The sequence below is a fragment of the Synechococcus sp. CS-1329 genome, from assembly GCF_025128055.1.
Classification (GTDB): domain Bacteria; phylum Cyanobacteriota; class Cyanobacteriia; order PCC-6307; family Cyanobiaceae; genus Regnicoccus_A.
The window spans coordinates 79,722-95,419 of sequence record NZ_JAHLYS010000040.1 but is presented as its reverse complement, the minus strand read 5'-3'; the positions used below and the strand labels follow the sequence as shown (position 1 = coordinate 95,419).

Here is a 15,698-nt window from a genome sequence, read left to right as displayed (position 1 = left end):
CGCCACTGCCATGCAACTGGGCGATTGTGGTGAACTCACCGGCGAAAGTTGAGATCTATACCTGGCGGTTCTGCCCCTTCTGCGTGCGGGCCAAGTCTCTGCTCGACCGCAAAGGTGTGGCCTACGAGGAGCACTGCATCGATGGGGATCAGGCGGCCCGCACCGCCATGGCCCAGCGGGCGGAAGGCCGCTCCAGCCTGCCCCAGATCTTCATCGACGACCACGGCATCGGCGGCTGCGATGAACTGCACGCCCTGGAGCGGGCCGGCCGGCTCGATTCGTTGCTGCAAGGGGCCTGAGGGTGACGAGCCGCCTCGAGGCCGCCAGCCGCTCCCATCTCTTTGTCGTCGATCCGATCCAGCGGCTGCGGCCGGGCAAGGATTCAAGCGTGGCCCTGATGCAGGCCGCCCAGCGCGCCGGCCATCAGGTCTGGATCTGCGGCCTGGCCGATCTGGCGGTGGAGGGGCAGCGGGCCGACACCGCCGCACCCGGTCATCGCCCCACGGTGCTGGCCCAATCGGCCCACCTGGCTGACATTCGCCCGACGCCTGCGGGCTGGGAGATCCCTGATCCCTGGGTGCAGCTGGGGGCAGCTCAGCGCTGTGCGCTCGAGGCCTTCAACTGGGTGTGGATGCGCAAGGATCCGCCCGTGGATGAGGCCTACCTCTATGCCACCCATCTGCTGGAGCTGGTGGAGCCGGCTGGGGTACGGGTGCTCAACCGGCCGGCCGCCCTGCGGGCCTGGAACGAGAAGCTCGGCGCCCTTCGCTTCAGCCATCTGATGGCCCCCACCCTGGTGAGCGCCAACAGCGAGCAGCTCACGGCCTTCGCCGCCGAGCACGGCGAGGTGGTGCTCAAACCCCTCGGTGGACGGGCCGGCCAGGGGGTGGTGCGCAGCGACGCGCGGGCGCCGGGCCTGCGGGCGCTGCTGGAGCTGGTTACCCATCAGGGGCAGCTGCCGGTGATGGCCCAGGCTTTCCTGCCCGAAGTGGTGGCGGGCGACAAGCGCATCCTGCTGGTGAATGGAGAACCGCTGGGCGCGGTGAACCGGCGCCCAGCGCCTGGCGAGTTCCGCAGCAATCTGGCGGTGGGTGGGGAGCCTGAGGCCACGGCCCTCACTGATGCCGAGCGCCGCCTCTGCGCTGAGCTGGCACCGGCCCTGCGCGCCGCCGGGCTCTTCTTCGTGGGCATCGATGTGATCGCTGATCGCCTCAGTGAGATCAACGTCACCAGCCCCACCGGCGTGCGCGAGATCGAGCGTCTTGGCGGCGTGCCCCTGGCCGATCTCACCATCGAGGCCCTGCTGGCCAGTTGAGGGCCCCTGGCGGGCCGGATCAGGGCGCGGCTCAGAGCTCTGATTGCAGGGCGGTTCCGCAGCTTTTGCAGTAGCGGGCATCGTCGTCGTGGCTGCTGCAGGCGCAGCGCAGGCAACGGCGGCTCAAACGGCGGCTCGATTGGCTTCGCTGGCGATGGGCATCACGCAGGCCGACGCTGAGGATGCCGGTGGGCACGGCAATGATGCTGTAGCCGAGCAACATCACGGCAGAGGCCACGAAGCGCCCCAGCGGCGTGATCGGTGCCACATCGCCATAGCCCACCGTGGTGATGGTGACCACCGCCCAGTAGATGCCCACAGGGATGCTCACGAAGCCACCGGCTTCCCCCTCGATCAGAAACATCAGGGCTCCGATCACAATCACCAGGGTGATCATCGTGAGCAGAAACACCAGAATCTTGCGCCGGCTGGCCACCAGCGCCTGCCAGAGCAGGTCTGATTCCTTGAGGTATTCCCCCAGCTTGAGGATCCGGAAGATGCGCAGCAGCCGCAGGATGCGCACCACCAGGAACGACTGGGAGCCCGGCAGGATCAGCCCCAGGAAGGTGGGCAGGATCGCCAGTAGATCCACCAGGCCATAGAAGCTGGTGGCATAGCGAATCGGCTGGCCCACGCAGAGCAGCCGCAGCGCATACTCCAGGCTGAACAGCAGGGTGAAACCCCACTCGAGGGTCTCGAACGGGGCCAGGTAGAGCCCCCTCAGGCGCGGATCGCTCTCCAGCATCACCGCGAGCACACTGGCGACGATCGCCAGCAGCAGCACCACATCGAAGGCCTTGCCGGCTGGGGTGTCGGCTTCGAAGATGATGCGATAAAGGCGAGCGCGGCCCAGCCAGCGGCGCAGCAGCAGGGCCAGCCCCAGCAGGCTGGCGAGGATCAGCGCCATCTCCACGGGCGGCGCCATGGGCGATCAGCGCAGCGGCCAGGGGGCGCAGAGATTGAGCTGCTGCTGCAGCACCCCCAGCTTCAGGGCCACCTCCTGGAGTTCCCGCTCCGGCTCGGAACCGCGCACCAGCCCGGCGCCGGCGGTCAGTTCCAGCTGATCGCCCTGCAGGCGGCCGCTGCGGATCGCCACCCGCAGCTCGGCGTCGCCGGCGCTGTCGATCCAGCCGATCGGTGCGGCGTAATGCCCCCGCTCGAATGGCTCGAGGCTGCGCAACCAGGCCATCGCCTCCCGCCGCGGCAGCCCGGCCACCGCCGGGGTGGGATGGAGGGCCTCGGCCAGGGCCAGGGGCTGCTGCTCCGCCAGGGCGGCGGTGATGGGGGTGTGCAGGTGCACCAAGGTGCCGTGGCGGGCCAGGCGGGGATGGCGGGGGCGCCTTGGCGTCAGCCCCGCCTCCGAGAGCACCCGGGTGATCGCCTCCACCACCAGCTCATGCTCGTGGCGATCCTTGGCCGACTGGGTGAGCTGCTCGGCCGGTGGTCCCAGGGGGGCGGTGCCGGCCAGGGCATCGCAGCGCAGTTGCCCCTGGCGCACCGCCAGCAGCCGTTCGGGGGAGGCACCGATCAGGGCATCGCCGGGACGTTGCTGCCAGAGGAAGCGGCAGCTGCCCGGTTGGTGACGGCGCAGGCGGGCCAGCAGCTCCAGGGGGTCCAGCGGTTGATCCAGCCCCACCTGCTGGCGCACCGCCACCACCAGCTTGCGCAGGGAACCCTCCTCCACCAGCGCCAGGGCCTGACGCACCGCGTCGCGGTAGTCGCTCTCCCAGCAGGACCGGCTGGTGATGCTCACCCTGGGGTGGGCCGCCGGCTCGCCCTCGCCGCCGGCCGGCAGCCGGCTCAGCAGCTGGGCCCGCTCCCAGAGTTCCTCGGCCACGCCGCGGGGGGTGACATCACCGCCGAGGCAGCGCTGCAGCCGCAGCCAGCAGTGGCGCCCCTGGCGGCTCAGCTGCCAGCGGGGCAGCACGGCCTGAACGCCGGCAACGGCGCCGCTGCCCTCCTGCAGGGGACTGTCGAAAAAGGAGAAGGCCAGCAGCACCCGCGGCCTGGCCAGGGGCGGCACGTTCTGGGGCTGTTGCCCCAGGCGGCTGAGGCTCATGGCGCTGAAGCGCTGGGCCAGCTCGAAGCGCCTCGGTCCGCTCAGCTCCAGGCGGTGGGTGGTGCCGCTGGCCGCCAGGCAGAGCCCCGGTGCGCCATCCCAGAGAAAGCGGAAGCGTCCGCCGTCATCGAGGTGGGGGAGCAGCGCCAGGGGATCCCGGCAGGGCATGGGCAGCGCCAGGCTGAGCACGCCCTCCTCCTCCAGCTGCCGTGCCCCCTGGGCGGCGGCAGCGAGCAGTTCGGTGAAGGAAGGAACGACCTGCACCAAGACGACGGCGGCGGTGGCCAGGGAAGCTGCTCAAATGTATGGGCCCTTCCCGGCTCGCTGTCCCTGTAGCCCATGTCCGACCCCCAGGTCGTCGCAAGCCGTTACGCCGATGGGGACGCCAGCGGTGGCCTCCCGCCTGCCGATCGCTCCCTCGATCCGGCCCGCCGCCGCCTCTGGAAGGCGGCGATCAAATGGCCGATGTACTCGGTGGCGGTGATGCCGGTGCTGCTGGCCGCGGGCTGGTGGGCTGGCCAGGGCCAGGCGCCGCGGCTGGATCAGTTACTCACCTTCCTGGTGGCGGCGGTGCTGCTGCTGGCCTGGGAAAACCTGGCCAACGACGTCTTTGATGCCGACACCGGTGTGGACCGGCTTGGCAAGCCCCATTCGTTGGTGAATCTCACCGGCCGCCGCGATCGGGTGGCCCTGCTCGCCAACGGCTGCCTGGTGATCGGCCTGGCCCTGTTCGCCCTGGTGGCGGCCCGCAGCACCCCCCTGGTGCTGGCGCTGGTGCTGGGCTGCTGCGCCCTTGGCTACGCCTACCAGGGGCCACCCCTGCGGCTGGGCTACCGCGGCCTGGGTGAGCCGCTCTGCTGGTTGGCCTTTGGTCCGCTGGCCACCGCCGCGGCCCTGATGGCGCTGGCGCCCATGGCCGCCGTTGGGCTGGGCGATCCGCTGCCTGCTGCCGGGATTCCCTGGAGGGCCGCCCTGCTGCTGGGCAGTGGTCCCGCCCTGGCCACCACCCTGGTGCTGTTCTGCTCCCATTTCCACCAGGTGGAGCAGGACGCCAGCCACGGCAAGTTCTCGCCGGTGGTGAAGCTGGGCACCGCCGGTGCCGCCGCCCTGGTGCCCTGGTTCATCGCCCTGACCCTGGCCCTGCAGTGGGCGCCGGTGCTGCTGGGCCGCTGGCCGCTCACCGCCCTGCTGGGCATGGTGGGTCTGCCCGCCGCCAGGGCCCTGATCCAGCTGCTGCGCGAGCACCACGACGCCCCGGAGCGGATCGGCGGCAGCAAGTTCCTGGCCCTGCGCTTCCAGGCCTTCAATGGCCTCGGCCTGGCGCTGGGGCTGGCGATCGGCCCCTGGCTGCCGCTGCGGTGAGGCTGGGCCTGCACTGGCGGCGCTTCGAGCTGGCCCTGCCCACGCCTCTGGTCACCGCCCGGGGAAGGCTGAGCCGCAAGCGCGGCTGGTTGTTGCGGCTGGAGCGGCTGGATCGCGGCGGCGGCGAGTCTGGGGCTGGGCCTGATCAGGGCTGGGGCGAGGCGGCTCCGCTGCCGTCGGGCGCCGATCAAGGCGGGGATGGGCCGGAGCTGGTGCGCATCGCCCGGGCCATCGCGGCCCTTGGCTCCACGATCGAGGGCGAGGAGCTGGAGAGCGGCCTGCCGGGTTTGCCGCCGGCCCTGGCCTTCGCCCTCGGAGCTGCCCTGGGCGAGATCCAGGGGCTGGTGGGGTCCGCCGCCGGTGGCTGGCTGCCGGCCCCGGCCCCCGCCTGGCTGCTGCCGGCAGGGCCGGCGCTGCTGGGGGCCCTCGAGCGGGTCCTGGCTGGCCAGGAACGTGTTTGGCAGAGCAGTCCGCCTGCCCCGCCGGGAGGCCTCCCGCTGACGCTGAAGTGGAAGGTGGCGGCCAGCGGGGATCTCCAGGAGTGCCAGCTGCTGGAGCTGCTGCTGAAGCGCCTGCCCGGTGGGGCCAGGCTCCGCCTCGATGCCAATGGCGGCTGGGGGCGCCGCACGGCCGCCGCCTGGGCAACGCGCCTGGCGGGAGATCCACGCCTGGAGTGGCTGGAGCAACCCCTGGCTCCCGCCGATCACGCCGGCCTGCGGGCCCTGGCCGCTGGTCCTCCGGCCGTGCCGGTGGCCCTGGATGAGTCGCTGACGCAGGAGCCAGGCCTGCGCCAGCGCTGGGCTGGCTGGCAGGTGCGGCGGCCCTCCCAGGAGGGAGATCCCCGGCCCCTGCTGGCTCAGCTGCGCTCAGGGGTGCCCCAGCTGATGCTCAGCACCGGCTTCGAGACGGGCATCGGCCGTCGCTGGCTGGATCACCTGGCGGCCCTGCAGGTGCTGGGACCCACCCCCACAGCGCCTGGTCTGGCCCCGGGCTGGGGTGCCGGCGCGGCGCTGGCCAGTTCCGACCCCGAGCAGGTCTGGGCCGCGGCCGCCGGGCGCTGGGCTGGGCCGCCAGAGTTGCCAGGAATGACGCCGACCCCGCGATGAGCCTCAGCAAGCAGGACACCCTGGCGGCCTCGGCCCCCTGGGTGGCCGTGGTCCTCAACCTGGTGCCGGGCTTGGGCACCGGCTACATCTACCAACGGCGCTGGCGGGCCTACTGGATCACCTCGGCCCTGAGCACCGGCTGGTTCGCCCTGGGGCTGGTGCTGGGCCAGGGGGACGGGGCCGAGCTGGGCGCCCAGGCCGATCCGCGGCAGCAACTGGTGGGGCTGCTGGGCCTGCTGCTGCTGGCCGGTGTCACGGCCGTGGAGGCGGGGATCGCCGCCCGCCGCGCCCGCCAGGCCTAGGTCACGGGTTGCCGCTGATGGGGTCTCCGCTGCTGCTCACCAGTGCCCTGCCGCCCGAGGCCCTGGTGGCGCGGCTGGAGCGGGCCTGGCGGCGGGATCGTCTGGTGGGTCTCTGCGCCGAGCAGGAGCAGGACCTGCTTGCTGCGGCCTGGGCTGGCTCGGCCCTGAGCGGGGCCGGTGTGGTGGTGGGCAGCGGGGGTAGCGCTGGCGGCCGCCGCTGGTGCCTGCAGCCCCTGGCCCACCTGGAGGCCTCAGCTGCCGCCACCGGGCAGTGGTTGCAATCGATCGGCCTTGATCCCTCCACCACGCTGCAGCTCAACCCGCTGCCGCTCCATCACGTCAGCGGTCTGCTGCCCCTGGTGAGGAGCCGGGTCTGGGGAACTCCCTGGCGCCACTTGCCCCCCCAGCTGATGCGCCGGCCCCAGGAGCTGGCGCTGGCGTTCCCCCTGCCAGCGGAGGGCGGGGCGGGGGCGCTGCTGTCCCTGGTGCCCACCCAGCTGGAGCGGCTGCTGGCTGCAGCCGAGGGCTGCGCCTGGCTGCGCCGCTGCGCCGTGGTCTGGGTGGGGGGTGCGGCGCTCTCTGCTGAGCTGGCGGCCCGGGCCCGCGCCGCTGAGATCCGGCTGTCGCCCTGTTATGGGGCCAGCGAAACCGCCGCGATGGTGGCGGCCCTGCCCCCGCAACGCTTCCTGGCGGGGGAGGACGGTTGTGGCCAGCCTCTGGTCGATGTGCAACTGCGGCTCGACCCCGCTGGCGCTCTGCTGGTGCGTAGCCCACGCCTCAGCCCGGGGTGCCTGCAGGCCGGGTCGCTGCAGCCGCTGGAGCGGCCGGGCGGCTGGTGGCGCAGTGGCGATGGGGCCCGCCTCGGCCCAGCGGGCCTGGAGATCCTGGGGCGGCTGGATGGGGCGATCAGCAGCGGCGGCGAAACCGTCTTCCCCGAGCAGGTGGAGGGTCGGCTGCTGGGCTGGGCCCGGAGCGAGGGCCTGCCCCTCGACCAGCTGCTGCTGCTGCCCAGCCCCGATCCCCTCTGGGGCCAGCGTCTGGTGGCCCTGGTGCGTCATGGCGGTGGATCAGGCTCGCCAGGGGCTGAGGCGGATGTCGCCAACACGGAGGTCCTGATCGCCGCTTGCCAGCGGCTGGCCCGGCGGCTTCCCCCCGCCCAGCGCCCCCAGCACTGGCTGGTCTGCCCTGAGCTGGTCCCCAATTCCCTGGGCAAATGGGAGCGGGGGCGCTGGAGGGATTGGCTTTGCCAAGTAGAAGCAGGTATGCGTATTGGCTAAAATGTTTCCATGAATTGAAGGGATCTAAAGTTAATATCTACACTCCAAATATCATGAAAGCAGCCAAAATCTATTCGATGCCTAAGATCTTTGCCCGTAGCTTTTCTGCTTCTTCTGCTGTAATTAGATTTTGAGCTTTCATGGTTTGAATTTTTAATAGCCTTGCCTCTGTCTCCTCAAGTCCAGTTGGGCTGAAAATTGGAGAATCCTCTGAGTCGCTCAAGGTTTTGAGCTTTCTGACATGTTCTTTACTCGCTACGGGAATCGATATTGCCATAGCAATATAAATAAAAATTCCAACAAGCCAAAATAATGAGCCGAAGAAAAATAGTAAGCGATAGGCTATGGCTGAGCCTCGTCCACAGACTTCCAAGCCTTGGCAAACCCCTGATACGATCGCCCCTTCCTTGACTCGAAAAAGTTTTGTTTCTTCACTCACTGGGTTAATCTATAAATCTTTAGCAACTTTAGCACTAGCCATTTGAATGTCAAGTCAGTAGCAGGTGAAAACTGGGAATAGGCATTGATTCTTTGTAGTCATTTTATCTTGTAAGTCCTGAAGCAGGGCAAAGAGCTAGTGTGGTGTCCCGGAGATTTGTGAGCAAAGTCGCTGGAGCTTCTCCAGGATTGAATCCGCTGTGGCCGTCCAGTTGAACGGGGCCTTGGTTTTGTTGTAGGCCGCCACGAACTGCTCGATTTTGGCGATCAGCTCTTTGACGCTGGAGAAGCTTCCCCGGCGGATTGCTCGCTGGGTGATGATCCCAAACCACCGCTCCACCTGGTTGAGCCAGGAGGCGTAGGTGGGCGTGTAGTGCACGTGGAAGCGGGGCCGCTGCGCCAGCCAGGACCTGACCTTGGCGTGCTTGTGGGTGCAGTAGTTATCCACAATCAGATGGACGTCCAGGTCCTCGGGGACGGATGTCTCGATCTGGCGTAGGAAGCCCAGGAACTCCTGGTGCCGGTGGCGGGGCTTGCACTGGGTGATCACCTCCCCGGTGGCGACATCCAGGGCGGCGAACAGGGTGGTGGTGCCGTGACGGATGTAGTCATGCGTCACCCCCTCCACGTAGCCCAGGCCCATGGGCAGGAGCGGCTGGGTGCGGTCCAGGGCCTGGATCTGGGTCTTCTCGTCGACGCAGAGCACCATCGCCTTGTCTGGTGGGTTCAGGTAGAGACCGACGATGTCCCGCACCTTCTCCACGAAGAAGGGATCGGTGGAGAGCTTGAAGTGCTTCTGCCGGTGCGGTTGCACCGAGAACGTCTGCAGCCAGCGGTGCACGGTGGTTTTGGAGATGCCCGTGGCAGCGGCGAGGGAGCGAGCGCTCCACTGGGTGCTTCCATCAGCTGGCTTGGTTTGGAGTGCCCGGTTGATCACCTCCGCCACCTTGTCGTCCTCGTAGGTGCGCGGACGGCCAGGCCTGAGCTCGTCGTGCAGTCCCTCCAGGCCCAGCTCTCGGTACCGCTTGCGCCACTTGCCGACGGTCATGCCCGTCAGACCCATGCGCTTGGCGATGGCTGTGTTGGTTTCGCCAGCACCACAGGCCAGCACGATCTGGGCACGCTGAACGATGGAGTGTGGCAGTGAACGGGAGCTGGCGAGAGCCTGGAGCTGCTGAACCTCGTCGTCGCTGAGAACCAGCGGGGGCATCGGACGACCAAGCGCCACGGGGCACCTCGGGTGACACTCCTGATTCTAGCTGTTATATCCGGGACGGGGCACTAGAGTGCGCCTACAAAAAAAATGGCTGCGTTTGTAACGTCTGCGCGGAGGCTTCGGGCGTTTCTGGCTTAAATTTGGAATCAGATATCTTTCGTAGATTTAGGCTTATTGTTAAGCCCCGGCCGCATCGTTATTGTCCAGACATGGGTATCTGTGCATAATTGAGCGTATTATCATTCTAAGCTTTTCAAGCTGAATACAAAACTTGATGTCTCTTGATATCTGCGCTCGAGTGGCTTGTAGCAACAGAGGTCTTCTCGCTTGAAAATAAGATGTATGAATCATTTTTATCTATTTCACTTTCCAAAAATAGAATTAAATATTTCTCTGCGTGAATGCTTCCTCTCGTTGCCGTGCTGATTGAGGTGGCAAAATAATTGTTAATGCCTGACGCATTGAAGTGCGGAGATAGATTAGGATACTTTATGCGTGGAACATGAAGGAGTGGTTCTGATGCCTGGCCGCAGCCCCACTGCCCCGAAGGCCGGGGCCCTCAACCTGCGCGCGCCTGGGCTCTCCGGCCGCCTCGGCCTGACTCTGCTGATCGGCCTGGCGGCCACAGTGAGCTTCTCGCTGGCGGGGGTGGCGGTGGAGGATGGCTTTCATCCGCTCAGCCTCATGGCCAGCCTGATTCCGTTGCAGATGGCGGCATTGCTCTGGGCTCTCGCGCGCCGGGCGCCGATCCTCTGAAGGGATCCCGGCCTGCTGCCTCGGCCGAAGCCTCCAGCCACTGCGCGATCGCCCTGGGCAGATCACAGCGGCGGCGACTGAGGGGATCGATGGCCACATGGCGGGTGAGCCCGCGCGCCACAGGCTGAAGCCCTCCCTTCGCCTGGGTGAAGCAGTAGCCCAGCTCGAAACTTCCAGCCTCGAGCCGCTGAGGCCGCAGGGCAATCGTCAGTTGGTCGCCGCAGATCAGGGGGGCCAGGTAATCGGCCTGGCAGTGCACGATCGGCAGAGCTGTGCTCACCGGGCTGGATTCGCCTGCTGACCCCCCCGCAGGGCCCCTGTTGGGCGTGGGAAAGATCGCCGCCGCTGGGATCCCGAAGCTCTCAAGGCTTTCCTCGTAGGCCTCATGGCACCAGCGCAGCAGCTGGTGAAAATGCATCACGCCGGCGGCATCGGTGTCACCGAAGCGCACGGTTCGCTGGAGCAGCAGCCAGTGGGCAGGGGCCATCCGGCCATGCTGGCACCGCGGCCTGAGTTCATCCGGAAGACGGGAAGGCGGCAAGTCCCAACCCGTAGTGCAGCAGCAGCCGCAGGCCCCAGTAGCCCAGCAAGCCCGCTGTGGCCGCGGCCACCTGCCAGCCCCGCAGCCCCCGGGGCCGCAGACGCCTCGTGCGGATGGCCTCAATCGACCACAGCACCAGAGCCGTGGCCGCCAGCGGTCCGAAGGCATGCAGGACCACAACCTCAGACCAGTGGCCGCGCAGGCTGGCGCAGGTGGCGCGGGTCAGAAAGCAGCTGGGACAGGGGATACCCGTGAGCGCCCTGAGCGGACAGCTGAACCCAGGCAGGCCAGGATCACCGGCCTTCAGCCACAGGTAGCCCGTCAGGCCAGCCGGCAGCAGAAAACCTGCCTGGCGCAGCCGGGAGAGAAACAACGCCCTCAGCGATCCACAGAGCCCATGATCACATCGATCGAGCCGAGGATCGCCATGATGTCGGCCACCTTGGCCCCGGTAAGGATATGGGGAAGAATCTGCAGGTTGTTGAAATCAGCGGCGCGGATCTTCCAGCGCCAAGGGGTGACATCATTGTTGCCCATGATGAACACGCCCAGCTCGCCTTTTCCTGACTCCACGCGGGCGTAGAGCTCGCCATCGGGAATCTTGAAAGTGGGTGCCACTTTCTTGGCCACGTATTGGTAGTCAAAGCCATACCATTCGCTCTTCTTGCCTTCGGTCATGCGATGGGCCTCCAGGTTTTCGGTGGGGCCACCGGGGATCGCCTTGCAGGCCTGGTACAGAATTTTCAGCGATTGCCGCATCTCCTCGATGCGTACCCGATAGCGGGCATAGCAATCCCCTTCCGTCGCGGTGGCCACGTCCCAGTCGAAGTCGTCGTAGCACTCGTACTTGTCAACCTTGCGCAGGTCCCAGGGCACGCCTGAGGCGCGCAGCATCGGGCCCGAAAGACTCCAGTTGATCGCCATCTCGCGGCTGATCACCCCCAGGCCCTCGATGCGGCGCTTGAAGATCGGATTGTTGGTGATCAGCTTCTCGTATTCATCGATCTTCGGGCCGAAGTAATCGCAGAAGTCGAGGCATTTCTCCAGCCAGCCGTAGGGCAGGTCGGCGGCGACGCCGCCAATGCGGAAATAGTTGTTGTTGATCAGCCGCTGGCCGGTGGCTGCTTCCCAGAGGTCGTAGATCATCTCCCGCTCGCGGAAGATGTAGAAAAATGGGGTCTGGGCGCCCACATCAGCCAGGAATGGACCAAGCCAGAGCAGGTGGTTGGCGATGCGGTTCAGCTCCAGCATCAGCACGCGGATGTAGCTGGCGCGTTTCGGCACCTGGATGCTGGCCAGCTTCTCGGGGGCGTTGACCGTGATCGCCTCGTTGAACATGCCGGCGGCGTAGTCCCAGCGGCTCACGTAGGGCACGAACATCACGTTCGTGCGGTTCTCGGCGATCTTCTCCATGCCGCGGTGCAGGTAGCCGATCACCGGCTCGCAATCCACCACGTCCTCCCCATCGAGGGTCACCACAAGCCGCAACACCCCGTGCATGGAGGGGTGGTGTGGCCCGAAGTTGACCACCATCGGCTCCGTGCGCGTTTCCAGTTGCGTCATGGGCCCGTGGACTCGAAGGCGAACGAGCGGATCTTAGGAAGGAACCATGCCGAAGACGTTCGATCACCTGCCGGTTCTGGCCGCTGCCGTGGTAGCCGGCTTTACCGACGTGCCCTGTGAAGGAACCCTGCTGGATGCCACCGTGGGCGGCGGCGGCCACAGCGCCCTGTTGCTGGCGGCCCATCCCGGCTTGCGTCTGATCGGCCTCGATCAGGATCCAGCGGCCCTGGCGGCGGCGGCTGAGCGCTTGGCACCCTTCGCTGATCGGGTCAGCCTGGTGGCCTCCAACTTCGCCATCTACACCCCCAGCGAGCCCCTGGTGGGGGTGCTGGCCGACCTCGGGGTGAGCAGCCCCCAGCTGGATCGCCCCGAGCGGGGGTTCAGCTTCCGCCTCGATGGTCCCCTCGACATGCGCATGAACAGCGCCGAGGGTGAGACGGCCGCTGAGCTGATCGACCGGCTGGAGGAAAAGGAACTGGCTGATCTCATCTACGCCTATGGCGAGGAGAGGCTGTCGCGGCGGATTGCCCGCCGCATCGTTGAAGCCCGGCCGTGGCAGGGCTCCAGCCAGGGAACGGCGGCCCTGGCCTACCTGGTGGCCGGCTGCTATCCCCCCAAGGCCCGCCATGGCCGCATCCATGCCGCCACCCGCACCTTCCAGGCCCTGCGCATCGCCGTGAACGACGAACTCGGCGCGCTCGATCGCCTGCTTCAGCAGGCTCCCCACTGGCTGATGCCGGGCGGTGTGTTCGGTGTGATCAGCTTTCACTCCCTCGAAGACCGGCGGGTCAAGGCGGCATTCCTGGCGGATGAGCGCCTCGAGCGCCTCACCCGCAAGCCGCTGGTGGCCGCTGAAGCGGAGCAGGAGGAGAATCCCCGCAGCCGCTCGGCCAAATTCCGCCTGGCCCGCCGCCGTCCGCCGGCTCAGGCAGGAGAGGTTGAAGGATGAACCGAATGGAGCTGTTCTGGTGGCTGGCCCTGACCATCCAGCTGCTGGCGATCCCCGGCACCTTTCTGCCGGTGCTGCCGGGTCTGATGCTGCTGCCCCTTGGCGCCGGGGTGTGGGTGTGGGCCGCCGGCTGGAGTTCAGCCTGGCCTGAACTGCTGCTGGCCTCGCTGATCCTGCTGCTGGGCTGGGGCGCCGATGTGCTCGGGGTGGCCCTGGGGGCGGCGCGGCTGCAGGCCACCCGCTGGGCCTACGTGGGGGCTGGGCTGGGTTTGCTGGTGGGTCTGCTGGGCTTGCTGCCGGCCCTGCCGGTGGGCGGCCCCCTGATCGGGGCTCTGCTGGGGCCGTTGCTGGGGGCCTCCCTGGGGGAACTGCTCACGGCCTCCAGCGCCCTGGGTCCCCTGGGGCTGGAGCGTCTGCGCCGGTCGGTGCTGGTGGGACTGGCGGTGGTGGCAGGCATGCTCGTGAGCCGCGTGGCCCAGTTCCTGCTCGCCCTGGCGGGGGTGGTGGGCTTTGTGCTGCTCAGTCGGGTGCTGCTGCCGGGCTGAGCGGGCCCCGGTCGGGCGGGGCCCAGCGGAGGTAACAGTGGCCGGCATGCAGCAGCACGCCCAGGGAGAAGAGTCCTTCAGCAACCTCCTGGTCGCGGGTCACCAGCACGGGGATGACCAGGCCTTCCTTGATCAGCACCACCGGCACATAGATGAGCGCCGCGAAGAGGAAATAGCCCAACAGCGCGGAGTGTGGAAGCACCGCATCGGCCAGTGAGCGGGGGGTCAGGCCTCTGGTGTTCTCCAGCACCTGGCGGATCAGCACCAGCAGGGTCATGCCCACACACACCGCCGCCGTGATCGACCAGAGCCGGCTCTGAATCACTTTGAGGTTGTGCAGGTTGGTTTCCTTCTGGGCGTTGCCGGTGACGAAGATCTCAGGTGTCTCCCAGTTGAAGATGGTCTGCCCCCAGCTCATTTCCTCGAAGCCGATCAGCAGGCAGATCCCCCCCCAGGACGAGAAAGAGGCCGGCGAGTCGCCCCCTCCCCCATTCCCCCCGCGCAGTGAGCAGAAACAGGACCCCGGCGGCGAGGAAGAACAGGAAGGTGAGCCACTCCACCACGCTCCCTTCCGACACCAGCACCTGGTAGGCCTCCACATCGGTGACACCAAGTCGATAGATGGCGAAGAGGGCCATGGCTCCGAAGGGGAACCAGCCCAACAGACGCCTGAGGCGCCGTCGGCCCTCAGGCCTGGTCGCCGATCCCATCAGCCTGCGGCCGACACGGCCCCAGCCCAGGGTCAGCAGCAGCAGCCCCAGACCCGCCACCACCCCTTGCACCAGCGTGGCTCTGCTGCCGCCGATACCGGCGATCCGGCCGGCGGCCGAGAGCGTCAGGGCGGCCCCCAGGGCTGCCAGCAGCCCGTCAACCGATCCGGCCAGAACGTGCTCACGTCGCCGCCGCTGCTGCGACGGTTCCAGGGGCGGCAGGGCCGCGGCCCCCACATCCACAACGGAGGCACGGTCTGTCATCTGATTCGGCCAGGTCAGCCTCTGGAGGGGGCTGTGTTGGTTAAGGATCAGTGATCAATCGGTGATGGTTCGCTGCAAAAGGCCCCGATGGCAAGGATCCTTCATCCCCGCCGCAGCTGAGGCAGCACCGCTGCCATCACAGCCAGGGCCTGCTCGATGTCTGCGGCGGTGCTGCTGCGCCCGAGCCCGAAGCGGATCGAAGCGGCGGCCTGGGCGGGGCTCAGCCCCAGGGCCGCCAGCACATGGGAGGGGCTGCCGCTGCTGCAGGCCGAGCCACCGCTCACCGCCAGCTGGCGCCGCAGGGCCCGGTGCAGCTGGGTGCCATCCACCCCTTGCACCTGAACGTTGAGGTTGTGGGGCAGGCGGTGCTCGAGGCTGCCGTTCACCTGCACCCCGCCCAGCTCCAGCAGCCCCGCCAGCAGCCGATCCCTCAGTTCGCCCAGTCGCTGCTGCCGCTCCTCCCGGTCATGGCTGGCCAGCTCGGCCGCCCGCTGCAATCCCACGATCAGGGGCACCGGCAGGGTGCCGCCCCGCAGGCCCCCCTCCTGGCCACCGCCGTGCTGCTGGGGTGCCAGCACGATCCCTTCGGCCAGCACCAGGGCGCCGATGCCCTTGGGCCCGTAGAACTTGTGGCCGCTGAGGCTGAACAGATCGAGGCCCAGCTCGCCGGGGTGGATGGGTTGATGACCGAAGATCTGGGCCCCGTCGCTGTGCAGGGCGATGCCCCGCTCGCGGCAGAGCGCCCCGATGGCGGCAAGGGGCTGCAGCACGCCGATCTCGTTGTTGGCGGCCATCACGCTCACCAGCAGGGTGTCGTCGCGCAGGGCCTCGCTGAATCGGTTCAGGTCCACCAGGCCATCGGGCTGCACCGGCAGCACGGTGAGCTCAAAGCCATGGCTGGCCAGATAGCGCAGGGGCTCCAGCACCGCCCGGTGCTCCGTGGCCAGGGTGAGCAGGTGGCGCCCCCGCTGGCGGCGGGCCTCCACCAGCCCCTTGATCGCCAGGTTGTTGGCCTCCGTGGCCCCGCTGGTGAAGACCACCTGCTGCGGGGTCACCCCCAGCTGCCGGGCCAGGTTGCAGCGGGCCAGGTCCACCGCCGCTGCCGCCTCCAGTCCCGGGCGATGGGAGCCGCTGGCGGGATTGGCGAACAGCTCGCTCCAGTAGGGCGCCATCGCCGCCACCACGGCGGAGTCACAGGGGGTGGTGGCCTGGTGGTCCAGGTAGGTGGTGGCCATCCCTCCTTTCCATCCCAGCGGAACCATTCCATGCTGACAACCCAGCCGCCATGAACCAGC

General features: G+C 67.7%; 19 protein-coding genes. 9 read left to right on the top strand and 10 right to left on the bottom strand.

Going from position 1 to position 15,698, the window contains the following annotated elements:
• Nucleotides 1-29 precede the first annotated feature (29 nt).
• Both grxC and gshB read left to right on the top strand, forming a co-directional pair.
• Nucleotides 30-299, top strand: a complete 270-nt coding sequence (gene grxC, locus KQ304_RS10605) for a glutaredoxin 3 (RefSeq protein WP_259737072.1) — start codon at nucleotides 30-32, stop codon at nucleotides 297-299.
• A 2-nt stretch (nucleotides 300-301) separates the two neighbouring features.
• Nucleotides 302-1,315 (top strand): glutathione synthase, encoded by a 1,014-nt coding sequence (gshB, locus tag KQ304_RS10600; protein WP_259737052.1) that lies wholly within the window; start codon nucleotides 302-304, stop codon nucleotides 1,313-1,315.
• A 31-nt stretch (nucleotides 1,316-1,346) separates the two neighbouring features.
• Here the strand turns inward: gshB and KQ304_RS10595 are convergent, their stop codons facing one another.
• Nucleotides 1,347-2,240 (bottom strand): ion transporter, encoded by an 894-nt coding sequence (locus KQ304_RS10595; protein ID WP_259737051.1) that lies wholly within the window; start codon nucleotides 2,238-2,240, stop codon nucleotides 1,347-1,349.
• 6 nt (nucleotides 2,241-2,246) lie between these two features.
• Nucleotides 2,247-3,638 carry an isochorismate synthase MenF gene (locus tag KQ304_RS10590; protein ID WP_259737050.1) on the bottom strand — a complete coding sequence of 464 codons (1,392 nt, stop codon included), beginning with the start codon at nucleotides 3,636-3,638 and terminating at the stop codon, nucleotides 2,247-2,249.
• A 75-nt stretch (nucleotides 3,639-3,713) separates the two neighbouring features.
• Between KQ304_RS10590 and menA the strand changes: the two genes are divergently transcribed.
• From menA to KQ304_RS10570, 4 genes are read left to right on the top strand one after another with little or no spacing between them, the layout of a single operon-like run.
• The gene (menA, locus tag KQ304_RS10585) at nucleotides 3,714-4,736 is read left to right on the top strand and encodes a 2-carboxy-1,4-naphthoquinone phytyltransferase (RefSeq protein ID WP_259737049.1); all 1,023 of its coding nucleotides are present in this window, start codon (nucleotides 3,714-3,716) and stop codon (nucleotides 4,734-4,736) included.
• Nucleotides 4,733-5,842 (top strand): enolase C-terminal domain-like protein, encoded by a 1,110-nt coding sequence (locus KQ304_RS10580; RefSeq protein WP_259737048.1) that lies wholly within the window; start codon nucleotides 4,733-4,735, stop codon nucleotides 5,840-5,842. The genes menA and KQ304_RS10580 overlap by 4 nt, the downstream gene beginning before the upstream one ends.
• Entirely contained in the window at nucleotides 5,839-6,144 is a 306-nt protein-coding gene (locus KQ304_RS10575) for a hypothetical protein (protein ID WP_259737047.1), read from the top strand. The genes KQ304_RS10580 and KQ304_RS10575 overlap by 4 nt, the downstream gene beginning before the upstream one ends.
• Before the next feature lie 17 nt (nucleotides 6,145-6,161).
• Nucleotides 6,162-7,421: an AMP-binding protein gene (locus tag KQ304_RS10570; protein WP_259737046.1), complete on the top strand. Its 1,260-nt coding sequence runs from the start codon at nucleotides 6,162-6,164 to the stop codon at nucleotides 7,419-7,421.
• Nucleotides 7,422-7,491: 70 nt separating this feature from the next.
• Here KQ304_RS10570 and KQ304_RS10565 read toward each other — a convergent pair whose 3' ends face one another.
• Both KQ304_RS10565 and KQ304_RS10560 read right to left on the bottom strand, forming a co-directional pair.
• Nucleotides 7,492-7,860: a PspC domain-containing protein gene (locus KQ304_RS10565; protein WP_259737045.1), complete on the bottom strand. Its 369-nt coding sequence runs from the start codon at nucleotides 7,858-7,860 to the stop codon at nucleotides 7,492-7,494.
• A gap of 135 nt (nucleotides 7,861-7,995) precedes the next feature.
• A complete protein-coding gene (locus KQ304_RS10560) occupies nucleotides 7,996-9,069 on the bottom strand; it encodes an IS630 family transposase (protein WP_399229140.1) in 1,074 nt (357 codons plus the stop codon).
• Between the two features lie 525 nt (nucleotides 9,070-9,594).
• On the opposite strand from KQ304_RS10560, the gene KQ304_RS10555 reads away from it, so the two are divergent.
• The gene (locus KQ304_RS10555) at nucleotides 9,595-9,831 is read left to right on the top strand and encodes a hypothetical protein (protein WP_259737043.1); all 237 of its coding nucleotides are present in this window, start codon (nucleotides 9,595-9,597) and stop codon (nucleotides 9,829-9,831) included.
• On the opposite strand, the gene KQ304_RS10550 is transcribed toward KQ304_RS10555, so the two are convergent.
• The 3 genes from KQ304_RS10550 to KQ304_RS10540 are packed head-to-tail and all read right to left on the bottom strand — an operon-like array spanning nucleotide 9,758 to nucleotide 11,935.
• Nucleotides 9,758-10,318, bottom strand: coding sequence for a thioesterase family protein (locus KQ304_RS10550; RefSeq protein WP_259737042.1), 561 nt, complete (start codon nucleotides 10,316-10,318; stop codon nucleotides 9,758-9,760). The genes KQ304_RS10555 and KQ304_RS10550 overlap by 74 nt on opposite strands.
• A gap of 28 nt (nucleotides 10,319-10,346) precedes the next feature.
• Nucleotides 10,347-10,745, bottom strand: a complete 399-nt coding sequence (locus KQ304_RS10545) for a DUF2752 domain-containing protein (protein ID WP_259737041.1) — start codon at nucleotides 10,743-10,745, stop codon at nucleotides 10,347-10,349.
• A 5-nt stretch (nucleotides 10,746-10,750) separates the two neighbouring features.
• Nucleotides 10,751-11,935 carry an NAD(P)H-quinone oxidoreductase subunit H gene (locus KQ304_RS10540; protein ID WP_259737040.1) on the bottom strand — a complete coding sequence of 395 codons (1,185 nt, stop codon included), beginning with the start codon at nucleotides 11,933-11,935 and terminating at the stop codon, nucleotides 10,751-10,753.
• Nucleotides 11,936-11,981: 46 nt separating this feature from the next.
• On the opposite strand from KQ304_RS10540, the gene rsmH reads away from it, so the two are divergent.
• Both rsmH and KQ304_RS10530 read left to right on the top strand, forming a co-directional pair.
• Nucleotides 11,982-12,884 carry a 16S rRNA (cytosine(1402)-N(4))-methyltransferase RsmH gene (rsmH, locus tag KQ304_RS10535; RefSeq protein WP_259737039.1) on the top strand — a complete coding sequence of 301 codons (903 nt, stop codon included), beginning with the start codon at nucleotides 11,982-11,984 and terminating at the stop codon, nucleotides 12,882-12,884.
• On the top strand, nucleotides 12,881-13,429 hold the full coding sequence (locus KQ304_RS10530) for a DUF456 domain-containing protein (RefSeq protein WP_259737038.1): 549 nt from the start codon (nucleotides 12,881-12,883) through the stop codon (nucleotides 13,427-13,429). Before rsmH ends, KQ304_RS10530 begins: the two co-directional genes overlap by 4 nt.
• On the opposite strand, the gene KQ304_RS10525 is transcribed toward KQ304_RS10530, so the two are convergent.
• The 3 genes from KQ304_RS10525 to KQ304_RS10515 form a co-directional block, all read right to left on the bottom strand.
• Entirely contained in the window at nucleotides 13,404-13,847 is a 444-nt protein-coding gene (locus KQ304_RS10525; RefSeq protein ID WP_259737037.1) for a hypothetical protein, read from the bottom strand. The two genes, KQ304_RS10530 and KQ304_RS10525, sit on opposite strands and share 26 nt — an antisense overlap.
• Nucleotides 13,807-14,403, bottom strand: coding sequence for a hypothetical protein (locus KQ304_RS10520; protein ID WP_259737036.1), 597 nt, complete (start codon nucleotides 14,401-14,403; stop codon nucleotides 13,807-13,809). The genes KQ304_RS10525 and KQ304_RS10520 overlap by 41 nt, the downstream gene beginning before the upstream one ends.
• Before the next feature lie 101 nt (nucleotides 14,404-14,504).
• Nucleotides 14,505-15,638, bottom strand: coding sequence for a cysteine desulfurase family protein (locus tag KQ304_RS10515; protein WP_259737035.1), 1,134 nt, complete (start codon nucleotides 15,636-15,638; stop codon nucleotides 14,505-14,507).
• Between the last annotated feature and the right edge of the window lie 60 nt (nucleotides 15,639-15,698).

What these genes read in the sequence shown, in the direction of transcription:
- rsmH (WP_259737039.1), top strand. Translation starts at nt 11,982, where the DNA reads ATGCCGAAGACGTTCGATCACCTGCCGGTTCTGGCCGCTGCCGTGGTA.
- KQ304_RS10575 (WP_259737047.1), top strand. Translation starts at nt 5,839, where the DNA reads ATGAGCCTCAGCAAGCAGGACACCCTGGCGGCCTCGGCCCCCTGGGTG.
- KQ304_RS10520 (WP_259737036.1), bottom strand. Translation starts at nt 14,403, where the DNA reads ATGACAGACCGTGCCTCCGTTGTGGATGTGGGGGCCGCGGCCCTGCCG.
- KQ304_RS10540 (WP_259737040.1), bottom strand. Translation starts at nt 11,935, where the DNA reads ATGACGCAACTGGAAACGCGCACGGAGCCGATGGTGGTCAACTTCGGG.
- KQ304_RS10530 (WP_259737038.1), top strand. Translation starts at nt 12,881, where the DNA reads ATGAACCGAATGGAGCTGTTCTGGTGGCTGGCCCTGACCATCCAGCTG.
- KQ304_RS10595 (WP_259737051.1), bottom strand. Translation starts at nt 2,240, where the DNA reads ATGGCGCCGCCCGTGGAGATGGCGCTGATCCTCGCCAGCCTGCTGGGG.
- KQ304_RS10555 (WP_259737043.1), top strand. Translation starts at nt 9,595, where the DNA reads ATGCCTGGCCGCAGCCCCACTGCCCCGAAGGCCGGGGCCCTCAACCTG.
- menA (WP_259737049.1), top strand. Translation starts at nt 3,714, where the DNA reads ATGTCCGACCCCCAGGTCGTCGCAAGCCGTTACGCCGATGGGGACGCC.
- KQ304_RS10515 (WP_259737035.1), bottom strand. Translation starts at nt 15,638, where the DNA reads ATGGCCACCACCTACCTGGACCACCAGGCCACCACCCCCTGTGACTCC.
- KQ304_RS10560 (WP_399229140.1), bottom strand. Translation starts at nt 9,069, where the DNA reads ATGCCCCCGCTGGTTCTCAGCGACGACGAGGTTCAGCAGCTCCAGGCT.
- KQ304_RS10525 (WP_259737037.1), bottom strand. Translation starts at nt 13,847, where the DNA reads ATGAGCTGGGGGCAGACCATCTTCAACTGGGAGACACCTGAGATCTTC.
- KQ304_RS10570 (WP_259737046.1), top strand. Translation starts at nt 6,162, where the DNA reads ATGGGGTCTCCGCTGCTGCTCACCAGTGCCCTGCCGCCCGAGGCCCTG.
- KQ304_RS10550 (WP_259737042.1), bottom strand. Translation starts at nt 10,318, where the DNA reads ATGGCCCCTGCCCACTGGCTGCTGCTCCAGCGAACCGTGCGCTTCGGT.